This is a genomic window from Micromonospora sp. AB353, assembly GCF_049538395.1.
Classification (GTDB): Bacteria; Actinomycetota; Actinomycetes; order Mycobacteriales; family Micromonosporaceae; genus Micromonospora; species Micromonospora aurantiaca.
In genome coordinates this window covers 11,363-36,745 of the sequence record NZ_JBMVFV010000029.1, presented here as the reverse complement: position 1 = coordinate 36,745, position 25,383 = coordinate 11,363, and the positions used below count along the sequence as shown (strand labels likewise).

Sequence of the window (25,383 nt, the reverse complement as noted above, 5' to 3'; positions counted from 1 at the left end):
AAGCTCCTGTTGGCCAGACGAGGTTAAGTCCACAGTGGGTCCGACGCTATCGACCGGAGTCGAATCGACAGTCGACGAGACGGGTCCTTCCGGCATCGGTGCAGCGTCGCAGAAGCAGCACTTCCGGTCACTCTCCGCAAACCTCAGATCCGTCCGGCGCGGGCCCGGAGGGCAGCGCGCCGACCAGGAGGACGAACATGCGAAGGTACGTCAGCGACACCGCCGAACTCACCGACGAGTACGGCATCCGGATCGGCCGCTGGACGCAGTACCGCGATCTCGGCCCGTTGCCGTTCGACGCCATGTGGTGCGTGATCCCACCCGGCGGCAGCAGCAGCGAGGACATCCACCCGGAGGTCGAGTTCGCCGTGGTGACCCGCGGCACGGCCATCTACGAGGCGGGCGGCGAGAAGGTCGAGGTGCCGACCGGCGGCGTGATCCTGCTCGAACCCGAGCAGAGCCACGTCATCCACAACCCCTCGCCGGAGCAGCCGCTCACCATCCTCAGCATCTACTGGATGCCCCGGCCCGACGAGGCGGCGCAGCCCGGCGACTCGGCGCAGCCCGGCGACTCGGCGCAGGCCGGTGCGGACGCCGGGACCGGCCGTGACTGACGGGTCGGCCACCTCCACCGGCGCGGTGCTGGTGGTGACACCGCCACCGACGCCGAACGGGCCGCTGCACCTCGGGCACCTCAGCGGCCCGTACGTCGCCGGGGACATCGCGGCCCGCGCGCTGCGTGCCGCCGGCCGGCGGGTGGTGACCCAGTGCGGCCTGGACGCGCACCAGAACTACGTGCTCGCCCGGGCGGAGGCGCGGGGCGAGACGCCCGCGGACACCGTCGCCCGCTACGGCGCGTCGATCCACGCCGCGCTGCGCGCCGCGCGCATCCGGTACGACGTGATGGCCGACCCGCTGGCCGACGAGGGCTACCGCCGGGCGGTGGCGCGCCTGCTCACCGACCTGGTGGACGCCAAGGTGGTGGACGTGGCCCCGGTGTCGCTGCGCGCCTGCGCGGCCTGTGGTCGGACCCTGCACCACGTCCGGGTCGCCGGGCGTTGCCCGGCCTGCGGCGCCGGCGCGAACGGCGGCACCTGCGAGGGCTGCGGCGGGTTCTGCACCGCCGCGAGCCTGGTCGGCGCGCGGTCGACCTGCTGCGACGCGGCACCCGAACCGGTCCCGCACACGGTCCCGGTGCTGCGGCTCGACGAGCACCGGGAGCGGCTGGCCGAGTTCTGGTCCCGGGCGGTGCTGCCGCCCCGCCTGCGGCGTCTCGTCGCGTCGTACCTCGACGGCGGGCTGCCGGAGGTGCCGCTGGCGTACCCGACGGACTGGGGCATCGAGTGGGACGGCGGCCTGCGCATCGACGTCTGGGCGGAGATGGCCCTGGCCAACCTGGTGCTGCCCGCCCGCCACCTGCGGCCGGACGCGGACACGCTGGCCGGGTACCTGGACGCGTGGCGGGACGTGGACGAGCAGTGGATCTTCCTCGGGGTCGACAACGCGTTCTACTACGCGCTGCTCATCCCGGCCCTGCACCTGGCCGCCGGGTTGCCCGACCGGCCGACCGGGCTGGTGGTGAACGAGTTCTACCGGCTCACCGGCGCCAAGTTCTCCACCAGCCGCGAGCACGCGATCTGGGCGCACGAGTTCCTGGCCACCGAGGACCCGGCGGTGGTCCGGGCGTACCTGAGCTGGGACCGGCCGGACAGCTACGAGTCGGACTTCCGGCCGGAGGCGTACGAGGCGTTCGCCGCCCGGTACGCCGCGACAGTGGCCGGCACCACCGCCGGCCTGGACGGCGTCCTGGCCGACACCGAACTGACGCGCGGCGAGCAGGCGCTGCGGCCGGAGCACTTCGACCCGGCCACCGCGGTCCGGGCGGCGCTGGCCGCGTACCCCGGCCGGCCGGAGCGGGCGGCCCGCCTGCTCGGCGTCGTCGGCGGCGCGGAACCGGCGGGTTTTGATGGGTGAGCCGCGCGTGCTCGTCGTCGGCGCGGGCATCAGCGGCGTCCTGCTCGCCCGGCGGCTGCGGGACGCGGGCGCCGACGCGGTCCTGATCGGTCCGCACGACGGCGGTCCGCACGGGCGGCCCGCCGACGCGACGGCCGCCTCCGGCGGGCTGGTGCGGGCCTTCGAGCCCGACCCCGCCGCTCGGGCTCTCGCCGCCGCGAGCCTCGCCGAACTGCTGGCCGATCCGTCCCTCGCGACAGCCGCCGGGTGGCGGCGGACCGGCTCGCTCTACCTCCTCGACGCTGCGTCGGCGGCCGGCGTGGACGGCGCCGAGACGCTGACCCGGGACGAGGTGGCCCACCGGTTCGGCTTCGCCGGTCTCCCGGACGGCACTGTCGGAATCTGGGAGGACCGGGCCGGCTACCTGGACCCGGACCGGCTGCGCCGGGCGGTCCTGCGTGGCCTCGGCCGGACCGAGACCACACCGGTGGCCCGCCTCGACGACCGCGCGGTCGAGCTGCGCGACGGCCGCCGGCTCACCGGCGACCTCGTCGTCGTGGCCGCCGGGGCCTGGACCCCGCGCCTGCTGCGCGCCGCCGGGCTGCCGGCCACGCTGCGCACCAAGCACATCCAGTACGCCCACCACGTCACCGGCCGCGCCGAGCTGCCGTGCTTCGTGGACGTGACCAGCGGCCTCTACGGCCGGCCGGCCGGTCCCGGGCGGGTGCTGCTCGGGCTGCCCAGCGACAGGTGGGACGTCGACCCACCGTCCCCCGAGCCGGACGCCGCGCTGGCGGCACGGGTTCTGACCGTGGCGGCGCGGCGGCTGCCCGGCCTGGACCCGCGACCGGCCGGACCGCCGGTGAGCGCCGCCGACTGCTACAGCGAGCCCGCCGGCCTGGCCCTGCGCCACGTGTCCGGCGCGGTGCACACCTTCACCGGCGGCAGCGGCGGCGCCGCCAAGACCGTCCTGGCCGCCAGCCGGCTCGCCGCCACCGCCCTGCTGAACACCCGAACCGCGATCCCTGTCCCCCACAGCCAGACAGAGGAAGACTGATGACGCAGACCTTTCACACAGTGGGAATCGGCGCCGGGCCGGCGAACCTGAGCCTCGCGGCGATGTACGACACCCTCGCGCCGCACGACATCGCGCTGTTCGAGGCCCGCGACCGGCCGGGCTGGCACGACGGGATGCTGCACAGCGGCGTCCGCATGCAGACCGGCTGGGTCAAGGACCTGGTCTCGCTCTACGACCCGACCCACCCGCTGTCGTTCCTCAACTACCTGGTCACCACCGGCCGGGTGTACGCCCTGCTGGGCGCCGGGTTCGACACCATCCCCCGGATCGAGTACCAGCAGTACCTGGTGTGGGCGGCGGGCCGGTTGCCGCGCATCACGTACGGCACCCGCGTCGACCGGGTCGAGTTCGACGGCACGCTGGTCAGCCGCAGCGGCGGTGCGGAGGTCGCCCGCTCCCGGCACCTGGTGCTCGGCAGCGGAACCGTCCCCTTCGTACCGGAGTTCCTGGACGCCCTCGACCCGCGCCACCTGTTCGTCGCCGACGAGCTGCACCGGCGCCTCGCCACGGTGCCCGACGAGCCGGACCTGCCGTGGATCGTGATCGGCAGCGGCCAGACCAGCGCGGAGTGCGTCGCGGCGCTGCTCGCCCGCGGGTGCCGCGACATCAGGTGGATCGGGCGGCGGTCGTGGTTCGCGCCGCTGGAGGACTCCCCGTCGGCGAACGACCTGTACCGGCCCGCCTACCAGGAGGCGTTCCTCACCCTGTCCCGGGACGTGCGGGAACGGCTCGTCTCCGGTCAGATCCTGACCAGCGACGGCATCTCCCCTGGTACGTTGCGCGGCGTCTACCAGCACAACTACGAGGAGCGGCTGCGCACCGGCCGGTTCCCGGTGACGATCATGCCGAGCCGTACCGTCACCGGCGCCCGGCAGCTCGACGGGGAGGTCGAGCTGGAGTGCCTGACGGCCGGCAGCGGCGAGGAGCGGCACCGGGCGGTGAACCTCGTCGTCGCGGCGGGACGCCGGCAGGCGCCGCTGCCCTTCGACCCCGAGCTGACCGCGCTGATCGACCTGGACGAGCGCGGTGAGCCGGTCATCGAGTCGGACTACTCGATCCGCTGGAAGCACGCCGACGACCACAAGATCTTCGTGCTGAACCGGGGGCGGTACGTCCAGGGGCTCGTCGACTCCAACCTGAGCATCCTGCCGATCCGCAGCGCGATGATCCTCAACTCGATCGCCGGCCGCACGGTCTGCCGGTTCCGCGACGACTACCTGAGCACCCGATGGGCGTGAGCGCGATGACGTCGTTCGACTACGACGACCGGATCTTCGTCTCCGTCGACCACGCCGGTGACGCCGATCCACTGCGGGGGCACTACCACCAGCGCGGCGACCTGGTCTGGGCGGAGATCTCCGGCGGTCCGGTCCGGCACGGCCGGCTCGCCGGCACCTGCGACGCGCAGGGCGTGGTGCGTTTCGCGTACGTGGAGGTGCTCACCGACGGCAGCATCGTGGTCGGCGAGTGCGAGTCGCGGCCCGAGCGGCTGCCGGACGGCCGGATCCGGCTGCGCGAGCAGTGGCGCCGGCACGGGCCGCGCCGCGACAGCGGCGTCTCCGTCATCGAGGAGGCCGCACCGGCCCGCGCCGAGGCGAGGGATGAGCAGCGTGTCTGACATCCAGATCGTCAGCTTCGTCGCGGCGAGCCTGCTCATCATCATCGTGCCGGGCGTCGACTTCGCCCTGGTCACCCGGCAGACCGTGCGGTACGGACGGCGGGCCGGGTTCGTGGTGCTGGCCGGGCTGTTCGCCGCCGCGCTGGTGCACGCCTCGCTCGCCACCGCCGGCCTGTCCGCTCTGCTGGTGTCCTCGCCGGCGCTCTACACGGTGCTGCGCGTCGCCGGTGCGCTGTACCTGCTCTACCTGGGCGGCACCATCCTCTGGGCCACCCGGCCCCGCCGGACCGCCCCGGTGGCGCAGCCGGTCCCGGTCGGCGCGGGCGGGGCCGGCACAGAGGCCGCCGCGCCGGTCCGGGACATCCCGGCCGCCGACGAGCCGCACGTGGCCCGGCGCTCGTTCGTCATGGGCGTCACCAGCCAGCTGCTGAACGTCAAGGTGGTCGTCTTCTACGTCTCGTTCGTGCCGCAGTTCGTCAAGCCCGGTGACGGCGCGGCGACCCGCACGGCGGTGCTGGCCGCCACGTTCATCGGCCTCGCCGTGCTCTGGTGGGCCTGCTACATCCTGCTCATCGACCGGTTGCAGCCGTGGCTGACCCGGCCGTCGGTGCTGCTGGTGATCGAACGGCTGACCGGGCTGATCCTGATCGTCCTGGCGGTACGGGTCGCGCTGAGCCACTGACCCCGTGGGCGCCCGCCGGTCCGGTGGGCGCCCACGGGTCAGGCGTTGCGCGGGCGGTGGGCGACGGTGAGGACGTGGGTGGTCGGCCAGTCCAGCGGCCGGCCGTCCAGGTCGGTCAGGGACGCGACGGGCGCGATCCGGTTGTCGATCACCCAGTCGTTGCGGACCGGCGCCGACGCGGGGCCGATCTCGAAACCGGCCTCGGTGAGCAGTTCCGACCAGTCGGCGAAGCTCAGGCCGCAGAACTGCTCCTTCGTCTCCGACAGCCAGTTGTCGGTGTAGTCCTTGCGGGTCAGGTAGTCCATCGCCGCGCCCAGGCCGAGGCGGACCGTGCCGTCGGCGAGCGGTTCGTACGCGAAGCCGAACGCGAAGTCCACGGCGAACTGGTCGAGCCGGGCCCGCGTCGACAGTCCGGAGACGTACCGCCGGACCTCGGCCGAGGACAGGTCGGCGAGATCCCGGCGCGGTGAGGCGGGATTGTCCCCGTCGTCGCCGGTCAGCCGCAGGATCACCGGCCGGTCCGGCTCGTCCGGCCCGCACACGTCGCTGTTGATCCAGACGCCGCCGGGCACCGTGTGGTCGTGGATGCGGCGGGCGAACTGGAGCAGCGACTCCCGCTGCCGCCCGTACGACCAGATCTCGTGGGTCAGCGCGAAGGTGAGCGTGGTGTCGACCGAGCGGTCCTTGAACACCGCGCCGCCGAGGACGTTGCGGTGGAAGAAGTAGACGTTGGCGTTGCGGAACACGCCCTGCGCCTTCTTGTGCAGGCACTCCTGATAGAGGTGGCGGGCCACCTCCACGCCGATCAGGTCGCTCTCCCGCAGCGCGGACTCCCGGTCGGCCAGTTCCAGGACGGCGCCCGCGCCGCAGCCGATGTCCACGATGCGGCCGGGCTGCACGTACCGGCGCACCGAGTCCCACTTGCGGTGCGCGGCCGAGGCGAACGCCTCCACGTAGGTGCGGTAGTCGCGGGTGACGGTGAGGCCGCCCTCGTCGCCGACGAGCGGGTCGTTCACCACCGACCGGATCGCCTCGACCAGGCGGTAGCGCTCGAACACGTCGATCGTCGCCGGATGGGTGAGCGTCCGCCAGCTCTCGTCGCCGGCGGCCAGGCGCAGCAGCACGTCCCACGGCCGTTCCGGCGTCTCGGGCAGGTCCGGGTCGGCCTCGACCTGCGCGATCGCGAAGCCGAGCCGCTCGTACAGCTTGGCGACCTCCGGCGTGGAGCAGGCCACCACCGTGTCGGCGGGGGTGAGTTCGAGCCCGGTGGCCACCGCGATGCTCTTGAGCGTGACCTCGGCGAACGCGTCGGTGTACGCGGTGTCGAAGATCGGTACGGCCAGCGAACGCAACCCGGTCAGCACGCTGAACCGCTCGATCGCGGCCTCCCGCCTGTGGTACGCGACGGGGTTGCGCCTGGTGTTCTCGTGGTTGGCCGACGTCACCGCCCAGACCACTGTGGCCTCGTCGCCGGCGAGCCGGCTCAGGTAGTCGGCCTGGAACCGGGTCAGCAGGTGGTGCCGCCCCGGGAACAGCACGAAGCGGATCGGCAGGTCGGTCATGGTCACCTCGCCTGGGCGGTGGAGCGGGCGGTGATCATACCGGGACGCGCCAGGAACGCCAGAGATGGCCGTACCGGCCGTCGGCGGCGAGCAGTTCCTCGTGCGTGCCCTGCTCCACGATCCGGCCGTGGTCGAGCACGACGATCCGGTCCGCGCTCACCGCCTGGCTGAGCCGGTGCGCCACGATCAGCGTGGTCCGCCCCTGCGTGGCCGCGAGGGCCGCCCGGTCCAGGTCGCGGGCCCCGGCGCTGCCGGCCTCGGCGGTCGCCTCGTCGAGCACGGCGACGGCGGGCGCGGTGAGCACCAGCCGGGCCAGGGCGACCTGCTGGGCCTGCGCGGCGGTGAGCCGGTGGCCGCCCTCACCCACCGGCGTCGCCAGCCCGTCCGGCAGGGCACGTAGCCAGGTGGTGGCGCCGACCCGCTCCAGCGCGTCGAGCAGTACGGCGTCGGTCGCCTCCGGGGCGGCCAGGCGCAGGTCCTCGGCCAGCGGGCCGGCGAAGACGTGCACCTCCTGGCTGACCAGTGCCACGTCCCGCCGGGAGGTGGCCTCGCCCGTCCCGGTCAGCGGCGCGCCGTCGAGGCGTACCGATCCGTCGGTGGGCGCGATGATCCCGGCGGCGATGCCGGCGAGTGTGCTCTTGCCGGCGCCGCTGGCGCCGACCAGCGCGACCCGCTCGCCCGGTGCCAGGCGCAGCTCGACGTCGGCGAGCACGAGCGGCCCGTCGTCGTAGTGGTGCCGGCGCACCGTGACGTCCAGCGCGGCCGGCCCGCGCGGGCCGGCGGGCGGGGCGGACGCGGTGGCCGGTGCGGTGTCGGGCAGGTTCGCCACGCCGACCAGCCGGGCGAGGCTCGCGCCGGCCTGCAGCACCGAGTCGGACTCCATCAGCAGCAGGCCGATCGGGTTGAACAGCCGGTGGAAGTAGAGCGCTGCGGTGGTCGCCGCGCCGACGGTGACCAGGTCGTCGCGGACCAGGAGGAACCCGGCCACGAGCACCGCGGCCAGACCGAGGAACTCCGACCTGTTGATCCGCAGCCCGAAGCGGGTGTGCAGGTTGAAGATCTCCAGCGACAGGTCGCGGGCCAGGCCGGACCGCTCGGCGATCGCCGCCACGTGCGCGTCCTCGGTCCGGTACGCGCGCACCGTCGCCGCGCCGCGCAGCGCACCGGCCATCGCCTGCGTCCGCTCACCGGTGGCGACCCGCTCACGGGCGTAGTACGGCATCGAGCGCCGCAGGTACCAGCGCAGCGCCAGCGCGTACGCGGGCGCGGCGACCAGCCCGGCGAGGCCGAGCCGCCAGTCCAGCGCGACCAGCCCGAACACGGTGAGCACGACGGACAGCAGCGCGCCGACGAACGACGGGCCGCTCACCGCTATCACGTTCGTCACCACCGCCACGTCGTCGCCGACGCGGGCCAGCAGGTCGCCGGTGCCGGCCCGTTCCAGCGTCGCGGACGGCAGGTGCAGCGCCCGGTCGAGGACGCGCTCGCGCAGCCGGGCCAGCACCGTCTCGCCGAGCCGGGACGCGAGCGCGGCGCCGAGCGCGGTGAGCAGGCCGGTGAGCACGGCGGCGGCGGCGATGACCGCCACCCGGCCGGCGATCCGGGAGGGCGGGGCGTCGGCGATGACGTCGTCCACCAGGCGGCCGAGCACCCAGGGTGCGACCAGGCCACCGGTGGCGGCGGCGACGAGCACCGTCGCCGCGGCGGCGCTGAGGCCGGGCCGGTCGCGGAACCGGGCGACGAGCGTGGTCCAGGTCTGGCGGGCGGACGCGACGGGCAGCAACGTCCGGCCGGGGGTACGCGGTTCGGCGGTCACCGCAGCGTCTCCTCGCGGTAGCGGGGGTCCTCGGCGAGCAGGCGCTCGTGTGGTCCCTCGGCGGTCACCCGGCCGTCGGCGATCACCACCACCCGGTCGGTGATGCGCAGCAGGGCCGGGCTGCTGGTGATCAGCAGCGTGCCCCGGGGCGCCGCCCGGCGCGCTTCGGCCAGCCCGTCGGCGAGCTGCGCCTCGGTGGCCGCGTCGACGGCGGTGGTGGGGTCGTGCAGCACCAGCACGGGCGGGTCGGCGTGCAGCGCCCGGGCCAGCCCGAGCCGCTGGCGCTGTCCCCCGGAGAGGTTCGCGCCCCGCTCGACGAGCCGGTGGTCGAGGCCGCCGGGGTGCGCGTCCACCACGTCCTCGGCGGCGGCCGCCCGGACGGCGGCGTGCAGCCGCGCCTGATCGGTACGTGCGCCGGCGGCGAGGTTCGCCGCCACTGTGCCCTCGAACAGCGTCACGTCGTGCGGCTCGACGAGCACGGTGCCGCGCAGCACGTCGACGTGCAGGTCGTCGGCGGGCACGCCGTCGACACGCACGGTGCCCCGGCGCGCGTCCGGCGGCACCCGCCCGGACAGCAGCGCCACCAGCGCCTCGGCGTCGGCCGGGTCGTACGCGAGCACACCGACCACCTCGCCGGGGCCGACGCGCAGGTTCACCCCGTCGAGTCCGGCGTGCCCGACGTCGTCGAGGGCGAGCCGGGGCCCGTCCGGGTGGGCCGGGGCGGGCGTGTCGCCGGGCCGGGTGAGCGGCTCGGCGCCGAGCACGCGCGCCACCCGGGCGGCGGAGGCGCGGGCCATCGCGAACAGCTGCACGCACCAGCCCATGGTCTGCACCGGCTCGGCGACGAACTGCGCGAGTCCGACCACTGTGACCAGCTCGCCGATGGTGAGCCGGCCGCGCAGGGCGAGCCAGCCGGCGACACCGGCGACCGCGGCGAGGAACAGGCCGTTGGCGGCGGTGGTGAGCCCGAGGTGCAGTCCCTTGGTGTTGGCGGCGCGCAGCGTCACGGCGAGCGCGTTGCGGCTGGCGGCGGCGTACCGGCCGGCGGCGTGGTGCTGGGCGCCGATGCCGCGCAGCACGCGCAGGCCGGAGACGAGGTCCACGGCGAGCGCCGTGGTCTCCGCGAGGGCCTCCTGCTGGGAGGTGCTGCGCCGGGACAGCAGCGGCGCCATCCGTTGCAGCACCAGCACGAGCACCGGTACGCCGACGAGCACGCCGAGCCCGAGCGGGATGTCGATGACCAGCAGCGCGGTCGCCGCGACGGTCAGCGCGGTCACCGCGGCGACACCGAACCCGGCGACCCGCACCACGTACGCGGCGAGTTCGGCGTCGGAGGCGGCGACCGAGAGCAGTTCGCCGTCGCGCAGGCCGGACCGGTGCCCGCGCGGGTCGAGCGCGCGCTCGGCGATCTCCACCCGGAGCAGGTGCGCCTCCCGTTCGACGGCGGCGAACGCCTGGCGGGCGCCGTTGCGGTAGGCGAACGCGAGCACGGCGAACAGGGCGGCGAGGCCGGCGACCGAGTACGCGAGCGCCCACGGGTCGCCGGTCACCACGGCGCGGTCGATGATGACGCCGATCGCCACCGGCACGAGCGCCTCGGCGACCTGGTGCAGGCCGAGCAGCGTCACGCCGATCAGCACCGGCCGTCGCTGGCGGCGCAACGCCTGACGCAGCACGTACCGGGCCGTGACGGCGCCGTCGGCGGGTTGCGGGGACACGAGGGGAGGCCTCCAGTGCTCGAAGTGAGGACAGCCTAACCTCAGCACGCGCGGCGACCGAGTCGGGTGGCACGGCTCACCACGGCCTCCGCCAGCGGGGCACGGTGACCGCCGGTAATGTTGATCAGGCCGAGAGTGCACCCATATGTCCGCTGCCCCGAGGAGCGACCATGCTCGATCACGCGTCCGGCCGCATCGACATCGCCCGCCTTCAGGAGACGCTCGACGGACCGTGGGCCGAGGTCCGCCGGGCTCACCGCGACCATCTCGACGAACGGTTCCTGCCGGTCTACGGCGAGACCGGCGACCAGGCGCGCGAGCGGATCACCCGGCTGCTCGGCGAACTCCCGGTCGAGCTGGGCATCGCCGCGGGCTTCCCCGCCGAGTACGGCGGCCGGTCCGACGTGGGCGCCTCGATCGTCGCCACCGAGATGCTGGCGCAGGTCGACCTGTCACTCATGGTGAAGGCCGGCGTGCAGTGGGGCCTGTTCGGCGGCGCGGTCGCCGCGCTCGGCACCAAGCGGCACCACGACGCGTACCTGCGGGACATCGTCGAGGGCCGGATCTTCGGCTGCTTCGCGATGACCGAGACCGGCCACGGCTCGGACGTGCAGCAACTACGCACCACCTGCGTGTACGACCCGCAGACGCAGACCTTCGACCTGCACACGCCGCACGAGGCGGCCCGCAAGGACTACATCGGCAACGCGGCCCGGGACGGGCGGATGGCAGTGGTCTTCGCCCAGCTCATCAGCGACGGGCGCCGCCACGGGGTGCACGCGTGGCTGGTGCCGATCCGCGACGAGCACGGCAACCCGATGCCCGGCGTGACCATCGGCGACGCCGGACCCAAGGCCGGCCTGCTCGGCGTGGACAACGGGCGGCTCAGCTTCGACCACGTACGGGTGCCGCGGGACATGCTGCTGGACCGGTACGCGCAGGTGGCCGAGGACGGGACGTACTCCAGCCCGATCGAGAACGACTCCCGCCGGTTCTTCACCATGCTCGGCACGCTGGTGCGGGGACGGGTCAGCGTGGGCGGCGCCGCGTCGGCGGCCACCAAGGCGGCACTGGCCATCGCGGTGCGCTACGGCGACATCCGCCGCCAGTTCAGCGACGCCGAGGGTGACCGCGAGGTGCTGCTCAACGACTACCTGGCCCACCAGCGCAAGCTGCTGCCCGCGCTGGCCACCACGTACGCGCTGCACTTCGCCCAGACCGAACTGGTCGCCGCGCTCGACGAGATCCAGGGCGGCGACGGGCCGGTCGACGAGCACCGGCAGCGGGAGCTGGAGTCCCGGGCCGCCGGGCTCAAGGCGGCGCAGACCTGGCACGCCACGCGCACCATCCAGATGTGCCGGGAGGCGTGCGGCGGGGCCGGCTACCTGTCGGAGAACCGGCTGCCCAGCCTCAAGGCCGACACCGACGTGTTCACCACCTTCGAGGGCGACAACACGGTGCTTCTGCAGCTGGTCGCCAAGGGCATGCTGACCGGTTACCGGGACGAGTTCGGCTCGCTGGACGGCTGGGGGCGCGCCTCGTTCGTGGCCGAGCAGGTACGCGAGATGGTGCTGGAACGCACCGCCGCGCGGGCGCTCATCGCGCGGCTGGTCGGCGCGGTGCCGGGCCGGGACGACGAGGTCGCCGTCACCGACCGGGGCTGGCAGCTCAAGGTGTTCGAGGACCGTGAGGAGCACCTGCTCGACAGCGCGGTACGCCGTCTGCGCGGGGGCGCCTCCACCAAGAAGGACCGTCCGTTCGACATCTTCAACGACGTGCAGGACCACGTCCTCGCCGTCGCCGCCGCGCACGTCGACCGGGTGACCCTGGAGGCGTTCGTCGCCGGCATCGACGCCACCGCCGACCCGGCGGTCAAGGAGCTGCTGTCCCGGGTCTGCGACCTGTACGCGCTGAGTGTCATCGAGGCGAACAAGGGCTGGCTGCTGGAGCACGGCCGGCTCACCCCGGCCCGGTCGAAGGCGATCACGGGCGTGGTGAACGGGCTGCTCAAGGAGCTGCGCCCGTCCATGCGCACGCTGGTGGACGGCTTCGCCATCCCGGATGCGTGGCTGCACGCCGCGATCCTGCGCGAGGAGCCGGCACGGCAGGAGACGATGGCCGCCCACGACGCCAAGGGTGACCCGCAGGCGGTCGCCGCGTAACCGGCCGGCGCCACGGCCCCGGCCGCCGACCGGTGGCCGATCCGGGCGGCAGACATCGACCGACGTGTATTGACACATTTCGTTACGGCGGTGATAGTAACTGCAAAGCTCCCGCCGGTCCCTCCGCTGGGACGCATCGCGGCGGCGCCACACCGACGTGGCCGGCACACCGCCACCACCACCGTCCAGGGAGCGCCGTCGACGACGTCCCCTGGAGGACGCATGAGAAGACGATCGAAGATCTACGCGGGGCTGGCCGCCGCCCTCGTCCCGCTCGCCTCCGTGATCGTGGCGCTCGGCGCCACACCCGCCGGCGCCGCGATCGGCGGCTCGGGGCCCTACCCCGCCGACTACGAGACCTCGTCGAGCCTGCCCAGCCACACCATCTTCCGGCCCCAGACGCTCCCGTCCGAGCGTCTCCCCGTCCTGGTGTGGGGCAACGGCGCGTGCTCGGCCAACGGCCTGTCGCAGGGCACCTTCCTGCGCGAGATCGCCTCCCACGGCTTCCTCGCCATCGCCAACGGCGCGCCGAACGGCTCCGGCTCCACGAACGCCCAGATGCTCACCCAGTCCATCGACTGGGCGGTGGCGGAGAACTCCCGGTCGGGCAGCAAGTACCACAACCGGATCGACACCACGAAGATCGCCGTGGCCGGCTTCTCCTGCGGCGGCCTGGAGGCGTACGCGGTCTCGAACGACCCGCGCGTCACCACCACCGGCATCTTCAGCAGCGGCCTGCTCAACGACGCCGACGACTACCAGCTGCGGCGACTCACCAAGCCGATCGCGTACTTCGTCGGCGGGCCCAGCGACATCGCCTACCCGAACGCGATGGACGACTGGGGCAAGCTGCCGACCGGGCTGCCCGCCTTCATGGGCAACCTGAACGTCGGGCACGGCGGCACGTACGACCAGCCCAACGGTGGCGAGTTCGGCCGGGTCGCGGTGCTCTATCTCAAGTGGCGCCTGAAGGGCGACGTCAGCGCCGGCGCCACCTTCGTCGGCCCCGACTGCGGTCTGTGCCGCACCCAGTGGAGCGTCCAGCAGAAGAACCTGACGCTCGACGGCCCGCCGCCCACGACCCCGCCGCCCACCACGCCGCCGCCGACCACGCCGCCGCCGGGCGGGGCCTCCTGCACCGCCGTCTACGCCGTCCAGGACCAGTGGAACGGCGGCTTCGTCGCAAACGTGACGGTGACCGCGGGTAGCACCGCGCTGACCGGCTGGCGCGTCACGCTCACCCTTCCCGGCGGCGCCGCGATCAGCTCACTGTGGAACGGCGTGCCCAGCGGCACCAGCGGCACCGTCACCGTGGCGAACCAGAGCTACAACGGACGGCTCGGCGCGGGGCAGAGCACCACCTTCGGATTCCAGGGCACCGGGACCGGCGGGGGCGCCACCGCCACCTGCACCGGCAGCTGAACCATCTCGGCGGGGCCGGCGCCGGACGCCGGCCCCGCCGGGGTGAGTATCGTCTCGCCGGGACGCCCGGCCCCGGCCCGGTCCGTCGTGGACGGTACGGACCGGCCTCGGACAGACTGCCTGCTCGCGCGACCGGCGGCGGCCGGAGATGAACGGTACGCGCACCGGAAAGCCCTGCGCCGTAAGCTTTTCGGCCATCCACATGAAGTTGACATGGTAGATGGTTGAGCTAGGGTTCCGCCGAACGGTTGTCACCGAGACAGGTATCCGGTCACCACGAGGACGGCATGACGGCACAGTGCAGTGGCTTCGACATCCGCTTGCTGGGCAGTCTCCGGATCACGTTCGCCGGGCGGGAACTGCCGCTGCGCTCGGCCCAGCGCCGGGCCGTCTTCAGCGCGCTGGCGCTCACCCCGGAACGGGGCCTGTCCCGGGACGAACTGATCTCCGCCGTCTGGGGTGACGATCCGCCGGCCAGCGCGACCGGCAACCTCTACACGTACGTCTCCGCCCTGCGCCGCATGCTCGAACCGGACCGCGACAGGTGGTCCTCCGGCCGGGTGCTCACCTCCGAGGGCGGCAGCTACCGGCTGCACGTCGACGCCGACGCCGTCGACGTCCACCGGTTCGAGCGGTGGCGCGAACGCAGCCGCGCGCCCCGCGCCGCCGGGGACACGACGGGCGAACTGGCAGCGCTGGACGCCGCGCTGGCGCAGTGGCGGGGCGACGAGGCGCTCGTCGGCGTACCGGGCCCGCGGGCGGCCGGCCACCGGATCCGGCTCGGCGAGCTGTACCTGACCACTGTGGAACGCCAGGCCGAGCTGATGCTGGGCCTCGGACGCGGCGCCGAGGTCGTCGACCGCCTGCTCACGCTCGTCGACCGCCACCCGGCCCGGGAGAGCCTGTACGCGGTGGCGATGCGGGCGCTGGCCGCGCAGGGCCGTACCGCCGAGGCGCTCGCGCTCTACGCCACGCTGCGCGACCGGCTGGTCGAGGAGGCGGGCACCGAACCCGCCGCGGCCGTCCGGCAGATCCACGACCAACTGTCCGGCGCCACCGCGGCCCCGGTACGCGGCCCGGGACCGGTCCCGGCCCGGCACCCCGGCTTCCGGGGCCGTTCCGCCGCGCTGGCCCGGCTGCGCGCGGCGGTCACCGGCCTCGCCGGCGGACGCGGCGGCAGCATGTGGATCAGCGGCGAGGCGGGCATCGGCAAGTCAGCGCTGCTGGCCGAGGGGCTCAGCGGCGCGGCGCCGCTCGGCGTCCAGGTCGGCTGGGCCGTCGGCGACGAGCTGGCGTACCGGATGCCGTTGAGCATCGTGCTGGAGTGCCTGTCCCTGGGCAACGACTCCGACGGCCTGCCCGCCTCGCTGCACGCCTGCACCGGCGGGGCGCCACCGACCATGACCGTCATCGACACGGTCCAGCGGTTCGTGGTCGCGCGGTGCGCCGAACGGCCGCTGCTGCTGGTCCTGGACGACCTCCAGTGGGCCGACGACATGTCGCTGCTGGTCTGGCACGCGCTGCACAAGCTCACCACCCGGCTGCCGCTGCTGCTCGTCTCCGCCGCCCGGCCGGTCCCGGCCGGATACGAGGTACGGCTCCTGCGCCGGGTGCTGCCCCGCGACGGCACCACGCTCGTCGACCTCGGCCCGCTCGACGACGACACCGCGACCGGCCTGGTCCGCGCCTGGACCCGTCCACCCGGCCCGGGCCCCGGCACCGTGCGCTCGTTCGTCGCGGCGGCCGCCGGGAACCCGTACTACCTGCGGCATCTCGTCCTCGCCGACCGCGACGGCCGGACCGCCGACACACCCGGACCGGAACTGACCGACGCGGTCTCCCGGCACCTGCAACCACTCGCCGACGACACCCGCCAGCTGCTGCGGGCGATCGCGTTCCTCGGCAACAACTACCTGGTGGCCGACCTGGCCGCGGTCACCGGCAAGTCGGCGCCGGAACTCGTACCCGCGGTGGAGGAGGCGCTGGCCGCCGGGATCCTCGTCGAGGACGGACGCCGCCTGCGGTTCCGGCATCCGGTCATCCGCCGGGTCCTGCGCGGCGCGATCCCGACCGCGCTGCGGGTGCTGATGCACAGGCAGTTCGCCCAGCGGCTCGCCGAGGCCGGCGGCGACCTCGGCCGGGTCGCGGGCCAGCTGCTGGCCGGGCCGGTGCCGGTCGACGCCTGGGTGCAGGACTGGCTGACCGCGCACGCCGCGCAGCTGGGCGCCGCCGCACCCGCGCCCGCGATCGCGGTGCTGCGCCACGCCGTCGCTTCGCCCGGCCTCTCCGCGTCGTCCCGCGAGCTGCTCACCGCGGAACTGGCCCGGGTGCTGCACCGCTGCGGCCTGCCCGCCCGCGCCGAGGCGACCTGGGTGTCGGCGCACACCGGGGACGCCGCCACGCGCGCCGAGATGAACCGGATCGCCGGCCCGGACGGGCCCTCGGCGAACGTCGGCCCGGCGGTCGTCGGGCAGCGGTGAGGAGACTGCGCGTCTCCGTTCTGGGCCCGGTACGCGCCTGGAACGGCGAGGTCGAGATCGACCTCGGACCGGCCCGGCGGCGGGCCCTGTTCGCGATGCTGGCCGCGAACGCCAACCGCCCGGTCACCCGCGCCGAACTGATCCGGGCGTTGTGGGGCGAGTCGGCGCCGAGCGCCGCGGCGGGCAACATCTACACCTACGTCTCCGGTCTGCGGCGCGCCCTGGGCCCGGCCGGTGGGCTGCTGCGTTCCGGGCGGGCCGGATACACGCTGCGCCTCGAACCGGGCGCGCTGGACGCCGACCGGTTCGAGACGCTGTGCGAGGCGGCCGGGGCGCAGGCCGGCGCCGGGCGGCCCGGACCGGCGGTCACCCTGCTCGACGAGGCGCTCGCGCTCTGGCGGGGCGAGGCGTACGCGAACGTCACCGGACTCTTCGCCGACCTCGACCGGCACCGCCTGGCCGAGCTGCGGATCGCCGCGGCGGAGCGGCGGGCCCGGCTGGTCCTGGCCGGCGGCGGCGACGACACGCTGATCGCCGACCTGACCGCACTGGTCCGCGACCATCCCCTGCACGAGCCGTTCCACGAGCTGCTGATGCGCGCGCTGCACCGGGCCGGCCGGGGCACCGAGGCCCTGGACGTCTTCCACGCGGCGCGCCGGGTGCTCGTGAACGAACTCGGCGTCGAGCCCGGCCCGGCGCTGCGCGAGCTGCAGGGCCGCATCCTCGCCGAGCCGGCACCGCCGGTACCGGTGGCACCGGCAGCGGTAGCGGCGCCGGCCGTACCGCGACGGGGACGCCTGGTCGGACGCGACGCCGAACTGGCGCTGCTGCGCGACCTGCTGGACGCGGTGGGCGAGGGCCGCAGCGCGATCGTGTGGATCGAGGGCGAGCCGGGCATCGGCAAGTCCGCGCTGCTCGACGCGACGCTGCACGAGGCGCGGGCCCGGGGCCACCGGGTCGCGCGCGGCAGCGCCGAGGAACTCAGCAGCCGCATCCCGCTGCACGTGATGCGCCGGGCGCTGCGCCTGGAGGACGCGCCGCACGACGACCCGGCCTCCGCCGTCGACCGGGTGCTCGACCACGTCCGCGGGCTCACCGCGACGGGCCCGCTGGTGCTGGCCGTCGACCACCTCCAGTGGGCCGACGAGGTGAGCCTGCTGGCCTGGGAGCGGCTGGCCGCGCTGACCCGGTGGCTGCCGCTGCTGCTCGTCGCGACCGCACGGCCCGAGCCGGGCCGCCGCGACCTGGCCCGGGTACGGCGGGGCGTGAGCACCCGCGACGGGCACCTGATCCGGCTCACCCCTCTGCCCCCGTCGGACATCGAGCAGATCTTCGGCCGGACGGTGGGCGTACCGCCCGGCGCCACGCTGCGGTCGCTGGCGCCGCTGGCCGCCGGCAACCCACTGTACGCCCGGGAACTGGTCAGCGGCCTCGTCGCCGAGGACGGGGTACGCGTCGTCGACGGGCTCGCCGAGGTCGACGCGCGGGCCGACGACATGCCGCGCGCGCTGCTGGACACCGTGCGGGCCAGCCTCGACCACCTCTCCCCCGGCGCCCGGGAGTCGTTGCGTTACGCCGCCCTGCTCGGCGACGAGTTCGCCGTCGCCGAGGTCGCGGCGGTCACCGGGCGGTCGCCGTTCGACCTGATGGCCGAGCTGGAGGAGGCGGTCGCCGCCGACGTCCTCGTCGACGCGGGCAGCGAGCTGGCGTTCCGGCAGCCGGTGCTGCGGCGGGCGCTCGCCGGCAGCATCCCCGCCGCGCTGCGGCCGACGCTGCACCGGCACGCGGCACAGGCGCTCGCGGACGACGGCGGGGCCGTCACCCGGGTCGCCGACCACCTGCTCGCCGGGCCGCCCGAGGTGGACGAGTGGCTGGTGGGCTGGCTGGTCGCGCACGGTGCCGAGCTGTCCCGGCGCGCCCCGGAGGCGGCCCGCGAGCTGGTACGCCGGGCCCTGGCGGGGCACCGGCTGCCGCCGGCGCAGCGGGCGACGCTCACCGCCCTGCGCGACCGTCTCGACCGGTAGCGCCTCAGCGCAGCCCCGGTACGCCCACGAACCGGCGGGCGGCGGCCGCCGGGACCGGCGTACCCGGGCCGGTGCGGCGCGCCAGGTGCTGGCGCAGGGCGGCCAGGGCGAGGGCGTCGAAGCGTACCCGCCCGTCCACCGGCGGCTCCTCCACCGCCAGTTCCCGCACCAGCAGCCGGGCGGGGGCGCCTTCCTCCGGCTCCTGCACCTGGAGCACCGTGAACGCCGTACCGGGGAGGAACAGAACCCGGACCGGCACGCCGTCGGCGGTCTCGAACGCCGCCGTGCGCCGCGCGGTGGCCGACCAGATCAGCACCTCGACCGTGCCCGGCAGGTCGGCGGGCGGCTCGGCGAGCGCGTTGGTGAAGCCCCAGTCGGTGAGCACCCGCCGCTGCGCGATCCGCCGCAGGTCCGCAATGGTCAGCTCGGCGCCGGCGTACGCGACGCCCCGGTGCACCGGCAACCGGCGTACGCCCGCCGACACGCACCTGGCGAACGGCACGTGACCGCCCGGCTCGGCGGACCGCAGCGCCTGGTCGAGGCCGTCGCCGGCAGCGGAGAGGTAGAGGCGGACGGCTGTCGCGTACTCCACCGCGTCGGCGCCGCCCGCGAGCGCCGGATGCGCGGCGAGCACGTCCGCCACCTCGGCGGCGACGTCGGCGATCTCCCGGCGGAACGCCCGCCGGAACCAGGTCCGCTCCTCGTCCAGGTCGGGGCCGGGGCGTACGCCCCGCGCGTCGTCACCGGGGGTGCGCTGGAAGCGGACGGGCGCAGGCGCGGGACGGTGCACCGGCAGCGTCATCGTCGGGCTGGTCGCCCAGCCCGCACCGCCGCCGGGCACCGGCCCGGCCACGTCCCGCGCCGTCGCATCCGGCGCGTTCGCGTCCGGCCCGATGCCGTCGAGCCCGGCGACGCCCGGCCCGGCCACGGGAAGCCCGGCCGTCACCGGTCCGGCACCGTGAGGCCCGGCCACGCCCGGCCCGGCACCGTGAGGCCCGGCCGCCTCCGACCCGGGGCCGGGAAGCCCGGAGCCGTCCGGCAGGGTCGTGTCCGGCGGGACGGCGGGACCGGCGACTGCGGGAACGGCCGCGGCCACCGCGCCGGCCGGCGGCGCGGGCGGGCCCGCCACGGCGACGGGCAGCGGCTCCGGGACGGACGCCGGCACCGACGGCGCGGGAGGCAGTCCGGCGACGTGACCCGTCGTGTGCCGGTACGTCCCGGCCTCGATCCCCCGGGCCGAGAGCCCCGGGCGACCCGGCGCCACGAGCGAGGACGGCTGCACCGCCGCGCGCTTGCGGGTCGCCGGGTCCAGCCGCGCGGCCAGGTCACCGGCCAGTTCCCGGTGGCGGTCCGCCACGGCCGGCGCGGGGTCGTCCACGACGAGCCGGACGCGGTTCGGGTCCATCGGCACCGCGCGGATCCGGTCGGCGTGCCGGGGTGGCTCCGGGGCGCGCAGCCAGAGGCCGGACGGGATCACCTCGACCACCGCGTCGTGGGCGTACTGGTAGACGCGCGGGCCGACCGGCTCGCCGAGTTCCGGCGGCGCGCGGTGACGCAGGATGCGCGGCGTCACCGCCTTCGCCCCCAGCGTCTCCCGGGGCCGGTAGGCCAGTTCCTCGGCGAAGACCTGCCAGCCGGGCCGCCCGTCGGCGTCGACGGTGAACAGGGCCGGGCCGTCCGGGCGGCCGGTGGGCACGCCGGTGAAGACCCGCACCGGGCAGCGCAGCAGGTCGGCCAGCGCCTGCCCGAACGGCTCGCCGTCGGGCAGCGCGACCGGGCCGTACTGGACGAAGCGGGCGTGCTCGCGCCCCTCGGGCGCCAGGCCGCGCCAGAACCGGGCGATGTCGTCCAGGCGCAGCGGTGCCGTCCCGGGGCATCCCACCAGGACCGGCATGGCGTCCGGCAGGCACGGCATCGTCGAGGTGAGGTGGCTTCCGTGTACGGCGACGGCGGCCTCGTCGCGGCTCTCCCGGAGCCAGACGCCGCCGGGCAGCGGCTCGGCGGCGCAGGTCGAACTGATCGTCAGGTGATCGACGGCGGCGCCGTCCCAGGCCGGTACGGGATAGCGCTTCGACTGCCAGACCGGTGTGTGGCCGCGCCGGTAGCAGACCCAGCCGCCGAGATCCGTCGCGTGCACGAACAGCAGTCCCGCCGCACCCGGGATCATCCGTCCGAACGGGGCGATCACCGGCCGGCCCAGCCGGTCGGAGAGCCACTGGCCGGCAAGCGCCCCGGTCTCCGGGCGGGCGCCGCACACCACCAGCCGGATGCCCCGGCGCAGTCGCTGCCGGCGCAGCTCGGTCGCGACCGTGTCCCAGATGTCGAACGGCAGCTCGTGTTGCAGGTCCAGGATCACGATGTCGTTGTCGGGATCCCGGTCCACCGACAGCGCGACCGTACGGGCCTCCGTGCTGATCCGCTCGCTGGCGTGCAGCACCAGGGCGTTGCCGACGGTGTGGCGCGTGATCACCTCAGATCATGCCGGAGCGCAGGGCGTAGGCCACCGCGTGCGAGCGGTTGCGCAGCTTCAGCCGGTGGTTGAGGCCGTAGATGACGTTCTTCACCGTGCGTTCGGAGTAGCGCAGTTCGTCGGCGATCTCGTTGGTGTCGAAGCCCTCGGCCATCAGCCGCAGCACGTCGATCTCGCGCGCGGTCAGGCCGGAGGCGTTGAGCCCGTTGGGGTTGAGCACGTCGCGCTGGAGCCGTTCGATGTGCTTGAGCAGCTCGCCCACCAGGTTCGGGGGCAGCACACCGCCGCCGGAGGCGGCCGCCCGGACGCTGTGCACGAGACGTTCGGCGGTGACCGCCGCGCGTGGCAGGACCGCCACGACCCGGCACTCCACGGCGGTCAGGAGTTCCTGTTCGCTGACCTCGGTGGTGATCAGGACGACCGGGGCGCCGATCTCGGTCGCCGCGAGGCGCAGCATCGCGATCACGTCGGTGGTGAGCCGCTCCGCGGCGACGACGAGGACCTGCGCCCGCGTCCGGTCCGCGCTGTCCAGCAGCGTGATGTCGGAGCGCGACCGGAGGTGGGCGGTCAGGCCGGTGTGGGTCAGCGGGTCGGGCGCGTGCACAAAGACGGCAACTTGCTCCACAGCCATCTCCATCACTGTCAGTAGGGGCTGACAGTCTCATGGAGAGTCCTTCAGGAAATCTCCACACTCTCTTTCCGGTGGGCGCCGATCCGTGAAGATCTGCCCATAACCGCAGGTCAGACTTTTTTCAGTCAGTGAAGATTGATTTCGACGGGGCCCATCTTCTCCGTCGCGAGCTGCCCGGCGTTCGCGGCAGCGGCCTGGATCGCCTCCATGATCGCCGTCTGCAACGACGCTGCGTCACGCTGCTCGTACACCCTCGGGTCGATCCGGACGGCCTGGACCCTACCGAGGCCGCTGGCCATGACCACGACCGTGGCGTCCTGGGAGCGGCCGGTGACGATCGCCCGCTCCAGCTCCGCCTGCGCGTTGCGCATCTGGTCCTCCAGGCGCTGCGCGTTCTCCATGAACTCCTGGAACGAGGGGGGAACGGGCTTGGACTCGGGCTGCATGCCGGGCCTTTCTGTGGGTGACGGTCGGGTGGTCAGCCGACGGCGGCCAGGCCGCCGAGCCGCTCGCCCGCCGCCGGGCCGGGCGCGGCCAGGTCGGCGAGCGCGAGGGTACGGGAGCCGGTGCGCCGGGTCAGCGCGAGCGAGAACTGGTGGGCGGCGTGGACGGTGCGCTCGGGCAGCCGGCCGGCCAGCTGCGTCAGCGCGGCCCGGACGTCGTCGGGCACCTCGTGGCCCCGCCGCACCAGGTGCCGCAGCACGATCGCGGCCAGCTCGTCGGTGCTGAACTCCGGCACCGACCACTGCTGGCCGAACACCTCGTTCACCGCCGGCACCGCGGCCCGCAGGCTCGCCAGGGCCGCCTCCTCGCCGGTCAGCACCACCACCGGATCACCGAGCCGGGAGCGCATCCGGCCCACGAGCGCCTCGGCGATCTCCGGCGCGACGCCGGAGCCGTCGTCGACGTAGTCGAGCTGGAGCACGCCACCGGCCGCGTCGTCGAGGACCGCGTCCACCAGGCTGCCGGCCTGGCCGGGCCACTGCGGTGCCAGCTCCCGGATGGTGCTCACCCGCACCAGCTGGCCGACCGGCACCAGGCCCAGCTCCGACAGGCATGCGGCGTACAGCCGGGCGTACTCGCTGCGGCCGCTGCCGGCCCGGCCGCCGAGCAGCACGTTGCCGGTGCGGCCGGGGCCGCGCCGCCGGTTGCGTCCCTCGCAGAGCTGCAGCAGCGTCTGCCCGGCCGCCTCCTTGACCCGCTGCCCGCCGACCAGGCCGCAGATCCGCTTCCAGCTACGGGACGCGTTGATGGCACCGGTCGGGTCGGTCGCCGCGTCGGGCTGCTCGCCCTGCTCGACCGGCAGGTCCTCCAGCAGCGCCAGCTCGGGTTCGACGTCGGCGGCGGTGAGCCGGTTGAGTTCGTTGTCCTTCGTGGGCGGCGTGGTCGCCAGGCGCGACGCCTGGTTGTTGATCAGCGCCTCGAACAGCTTGCGGGCCACCCGGCCGTTGCCGAACGTGGCGTTCTTCGGCACCCGGGTGAAGTACGCGGTGAGCGCCTCCACCGCGTCGTCGGTCAGCTCGTAGTAGTGCTTGCTGACCAGGTTCGAGGTGATGGTGACCAGTTCCTCGACGGAGTAGTTGGGGAACTCGATGGTGCGGGTGAACCGCGACGCCATACCGGGGTTGGAGGCGAGGAACTGCTCCATCAGCTCCGAGTAGCCCGCGACGATCACCACCAGCTCGTCGCGGTGGTCCTCCATCATCTTCATCAGCGCGTCGATGGCCTCCTGGCCGAAGTCCGGCCCGGAGCCGCCCGAGCCGCTGGACAGCGTGTACGCCTCGTCGATGAAGAGCACGCCGCCGAGCGCCTTGGTGACCAGCTCGGTCGTCTTGATCGCGGTGGAGCCGATGTACTGGCCCACCAGGTCGGCCCGCGCCGCCTCCACCATGTGGCCCTTGGACAGGATGCCCAGCTCCTTGAGCACCGAGCCGTACAGGCGGGCCACAGTGGTCTTACCGGTGCCGGGCGGGCCGGCGAAGACCAGGTGCCGGCTCATCGGCGGCATCGGCAGGCCCATCTGGAGCCGGACCTGTGACATCTTGATCAGGTTGATCAGCGCGGTGACCTCCTGCTTCACCCCGCGCAGGCCGATCAGCCCGTTCAGCTCGCGAAGCGGCTCGCTCAGCTCGTCCGCGCCGTCCTCCGCCGTACCCCCGTCGCCGGCGACCGGGACCGGCGCGGCGGCCGGCGGGCCGGCGGGCGCCGGGGTGGCCTGCGGGCGGCCCACCGTCAGCGCCTCGGTGGTCACTGTGGCGCCGGGCGCGCGGCGGACGTCCTCGGCGACGCTGTCGCGCACCACGCACCGGGTGAGCGCCACCGGCTCCACGGTGTCCACGCCGATGCCGGACGCGCCGCTGCCGAGCACCTCCCCGTCGCTCACCGACCCCCGGGAGCCCGCCTCGAAGACGATCCCGTCGCCCCGGGCGTCCCGCACCCGGGTCTGCGTGACGGTCGCCGACCCGGTGACCCGCAGGCCGTCACGGGCCGCGCCGACGACCTCGCTGTCGCCGAGCTGGAGGGCGCCCTCGGCCAGCGCGCCGGAACCGCGCAGCAGGGCCGCGCGCAGCGTCAGGTCGGCGCCGGCGCCCACCCGGACGCAGGCCGCGCCGGTGCCGGTGAGGCGGGCCTCGTGGACGACGCCGCGCGCGGGGCCGGTCAGCGTGAGCGCCGTCGCCTCGCCCGCGTCCACCACCAGGTCGGTGCCCTCCAGCGAGGCGCCGTCCTGGACCAGCACCCCGCCGCCGGTGGTGACCTCGGCGCGTAGCCGCTGGAGCACGACAGCCGACTCGCCGGCGAGCACGGCGACGTTGTCGCGCGTACCCCGCACGGTCAGCCCGAAAAACCGGGGCGCGCCGCCGTTGACGGCGATGCCCACCGGCGTGTCCTCGACGGTGCAGTCGGTGAAGGTCGGCCGGCCCCCGCCGAGCACCTGCACGGCGGTGTGCCCGGCGCCGCCGAACGTGCAGTTCCGGAACTCCGGCGACGCGCCCTCGGCGATGTGCGCCGACTGCACCGCGGCGCCGGTGAACGTCGAGTCGCTGATCTGCACGTCCGCCTCGCCCCGGACGAAGACGTCGACGTTGCCGCTGCCGGTGACGGACAGGCCGCGGATGCGGGCCCGGGCCCGCTGCTCGACCACCAGGGCGGGCTTGCCGGCGCCGGTGATCTCGCACTGCTCGACGGTGAGCCGGGCGTCGCCGCCGACACACACACTGTTCGCACCGGCCGTCCGCAGACGGCACCGGCGCAGCGTCAGCGCGCTCTGCTCCCCCGCCACCACGCTGCTCGTGGCGACGTCGTGGACGTCGGTGTCCTCGATCGTGCTCGACCCGGCCGACATCACCACCACGCCCGCGCCCGCCGAACTGGTCACGTCGCAGCCGCGCAGCGCGACGGTGCCCTGCATCCGGGCCAGCAGCGTCACCCAGGAGGCGCCGCTGACCCGGCAGTCGTCGAGCGCCACCTCGCCCGCGTACACGTCCACCGCCGCCAGCGTCGTGTCGGCGCTGCCGAGCGTGACGCCGCGCAGCTGGGCGCCCTCACCGCGGACGACCAGGACACTGCCCTCCTCCACATGCACCTCGACGGTGCCGGGCTGGGCCGCGCTGATCGTCACCCGGTCACCGACCACGAGCTTCTCGACGTACCGGCCGGGATGGACGTCGATGGTGGCGCCGGGCTCGGCCCGGGACAGCGCGGAGCCGATCGTCGGATAGGACCCCGGCTTCCGGTCGCCCACCACAAGAACCTGCCGACTCACCGCG

17 protein-coding genes are annotated in these 25,383 nt (G+C 74.5%); 10 read left to right on the top strand and 7 right to left on the bottom strand.

The annotated features are described in order from the left end of the window. Nucleotides 1–197: 197 nt before the first annotated feature. The 6 genes from ACPCK6_RS14670 to ACPCK6_RS14645 are packed head-to-tail and all read left to right on the top strand — an operon-like array spanning nucleotide 198 to nucleotide 5,331. Entirely contained in the window at nucleotides 198–614 is a 417-nt protein-coding gene (locus tag ACPCK6_RS14670; protein ID WP_423481369.1) for a cupin domain-containing protein, read from the top strand. Further along, nucleotides 607–1,974, top strand: coding sequence for a class I tRNA ligase family protein (locus tag ACPCK6_RS14665; RefSeq protein ID WP_423481368.1), 1,368 nt, complete (start codon nucleotides 607–609; stop codon nucleotides 1,972–1,974). Before ACPCK6_RS14670 ends, ACPCK6_RS14665 begins: the two co-directional genes overlap by 8 nt. Further along, nucleotides 1,967–3,010, top strand: a complete 1,044-nt coding sequence (locus ACPCK6_RS14660) for an NAD(P)/FAD-dependent oxidoreductase (protein ID WP_423481367.1) — start codon at nucleotides 1,967–1,969, stop codon at nucleotides 3,008–3,010. Before ACPCK6_RS14665 ends, ACPCK6_RS14660 begins: the two co-directional genes overlap by 8 nt. Beyond that, the gene (locus tag ACPCK6_RS14655; protein WP_423481366.1) at nucleotides 3,010–4,269 is read left to right on the top strand and encodes a lysine N(6)-hydroxylase/L-ornithine N(5)-oxygenase family protein; all 1,260 of its coding nucleotides are present in this window, start codon (nucleotides 3,010–3,012) and stop codon (nucleotides 4,267–4,269) included. The genes ACPCK6_RS14660 and ACPCK6_RS14655 overlap by 1 nt, the downstream gene beginning before the upstream one ends. After that, nucleotides 4,260–4,649, top strand: a complete 390-nt coding sequence (locus tag ACPCK6_RS14650) for an avidin-fold protein (protein WP_423481365.1) — start codon at nucleotides 4,260–4,262, stop codon at nucleotides 4,647–4,649. The genes ACPCK6_RS14655 and ACPCK6_RS14650 overlap by 10 nt, the downstream gene beginning before the upstream one ends. After that, nucleotides 4,642–5,331, top strand: coding sequence for a LysE family translocator (locus tag ACPCK6_RS14645; protein WP_423481364.1), 690 nt, complete (start codon nucleotides 4,642–4,644; stop codon nucleotides 5,329–5,331). Before ACPCK6_RS14650 ends, ACPCK6_RS14645 begins: the two co-directional genes overlap by 8 nt. A gap of 38 nt (nucleotides 5,332–5,369) precedes the next feature. Here the strand turns inward: ACPCK6_RS14645 and ACPCK6_RS14640 are convergent, their stop codons facing one another. From ACPCK6_RS14640 to ACPCK6_RS14630, 3 genes are read right to left on the bottom strand one after another with little or no spacing between them, the layout of a single operon-like run. Continuing rightward, nucleotides 5,370–6,893 (bottom strand): class I SAM-dependent methyltransferase, encoded by a 1,524-nt coding sequence (locus ACPCK6_RS14640; protein ID WP_396883491.1) that lies wholly within the window; start codon nucleotides 6,891–6,893, stop codon nucleotides 5,370–5,372. 34 nt (nucleotides 6,894–6,927) lie between these two features. Continuing rightward, on the bottom strand, nucleotides 6,928–8,709 hold the full coding sequence (locus tag ACPCK6_RS14635) for an ABC transporter ATP-binding protein (protein WP_396883492.1): 1,782 nt from the start codon (nucleotides 8,707–8,709) through the stop codon (nucleotides 6,928–6,930). Then, nucleotides 8,706–10,427 (bottom strand): ABC transporter transmembrane domain-containing protein, encoded by a 1,722-nt coding sequence (locus ACPCK6_RS14630; RefSeq protein ID WP_423481363.1) that lies wholly within the window; start codon nucleotides 10,425–10,427, stop codon nucleotides 8,706–8,708. The genes ACPCK6_RS14635 and ACPCK6_RS14630 overlap by 4 nt, the downstream gene beginning before the upstream one ends. Before the next feature lie 170 nt (nucleotides 10,428–10,597). Here ACPCK6_RS14630 and ACPCK6_RS14625 point away from each other — a divergent pair, with 170 nt between their 5' ends. The 4 genes from ACPCK6_RS14625 to ACPCK6_RS14610 all read left to right on the top strand — a co-directional run bounded on the left by ACPCK6_RS14625 (nucleotide 10,598) and on the right by ACPCK6_RS14610 (nucleotide 18,515). Next, nucleotides 10,598–12,589 (top strand): acyl-CoA dehydrogenase family protein, encoded by a 1,992-nt coding sequence (locus ACPCK6_RS14625; protein WP_423481362.1) that lies wholly within the window; start codon nucleotides 10,598–10,600, stop codon nucleotides 12,587–12,589. Between the two features lie 222 nt (nucleotides 12,590–12,811). After that, on the top strand, nucleotides 12,812–14,011 hold the full coding sequence (locus ACPCK6_RS14620) for a cellulose binding domain-containing protein (protein ID WP_423481361.1): 1,200 nt from the start codon (nucleotides 12,812–12,814) through the stop codon (nucleotides 14,009–14,011). 287 nt (nucleotides 14,012–14,298) lie between these two features. Beyond that, nucleotides 14,299–16,491, top strand: coding sequence for an ATP-binding protein (locus ACPCK6_RS14615; RefSeq protein WP_396883496.1), 2,193 nt, complete (start codon nucleotides 14,299–14,301; stop codon nucleotides 16,489–16,491). Then, a complete protein-coding gene (locus tag ACPCK6_RS14610) occupies nucleotides 16,488–18,515 on the top strand; it encodes an ATP-binding protein (protein ID WP_423481360.1) in 2,028 nt (675 codons plus the stop codon). The genes ACPCK6_RS14615 and ACPCK6_RS14610 overlap by 4 nt, the downstream gene beginning before the upstream one ends. A 4-nt stretch (nucleotides 18,516–18,519) precedes the next feature. On the opposite strand, the gene ACPCK6_RS14605 is transcribed toward ACPCK6_RS14610, so the two are convergent. From ACPCK6_RS14605 to ACPCK6_RS14590, 4 genes are all read right to left on the bottom strand, one after another. After that, nucleotides 18,520–20,985, bottom strand: a complete 2,466-nt coding sequence (locus ACPCK6_RS14605; RefSeq protein ID WP_423481359.1) for a hypothetical protein — start codon at nucleotides 20,983–20,985, stop codon at nucleotides 18,520–18,522. 1 nt (nucleotide 20,986) lies between these two features. Beyond that, the gene (locus ACPCK6_RS14600) at nucleotides 20,987–21,622 is read right to left on the bottom strand and encodes a helix-turn-helix transcriptional regulator (protein ID WP_194802792.1); all 636 of its coding nucleotides are present in this window, start codon (nucleotides 21,620–21,622) and stop codon (nucleotides 20,987–20,989) included. Between the two features lie 119 nt (nucleotides 21,623–21,741). Continuing rightward, nucleotides 21,742–22,062, bottom strand: a complete 321-nt coding sequence (locus ACPCK6_RS14595) for a YbaB/EbfC family nucleoid-associated protein (RefSeq protein WP_423481358.1) — start codon at nucleotides 22,060–22,062, stop codon at nucleotides 21,742–21,744. Nucleotides 22,063–22,094: 32 nt separating this feature from the next. Next, nucleotides 22,095–25,379, bottom strand: coding sequence for a right-handed parallel beta-helix repeat-containing protein (locus ACPCK6_RS14590; RefSeq protein WP_423481357.1), 3,285 nt, complete (start codon nucleotides 25,377–25,379; stop codon nucleotides 22,095–22,097). Between the last annotated feature and the right edge of the window lie 4 nt (nucleotides 25,380–25,383).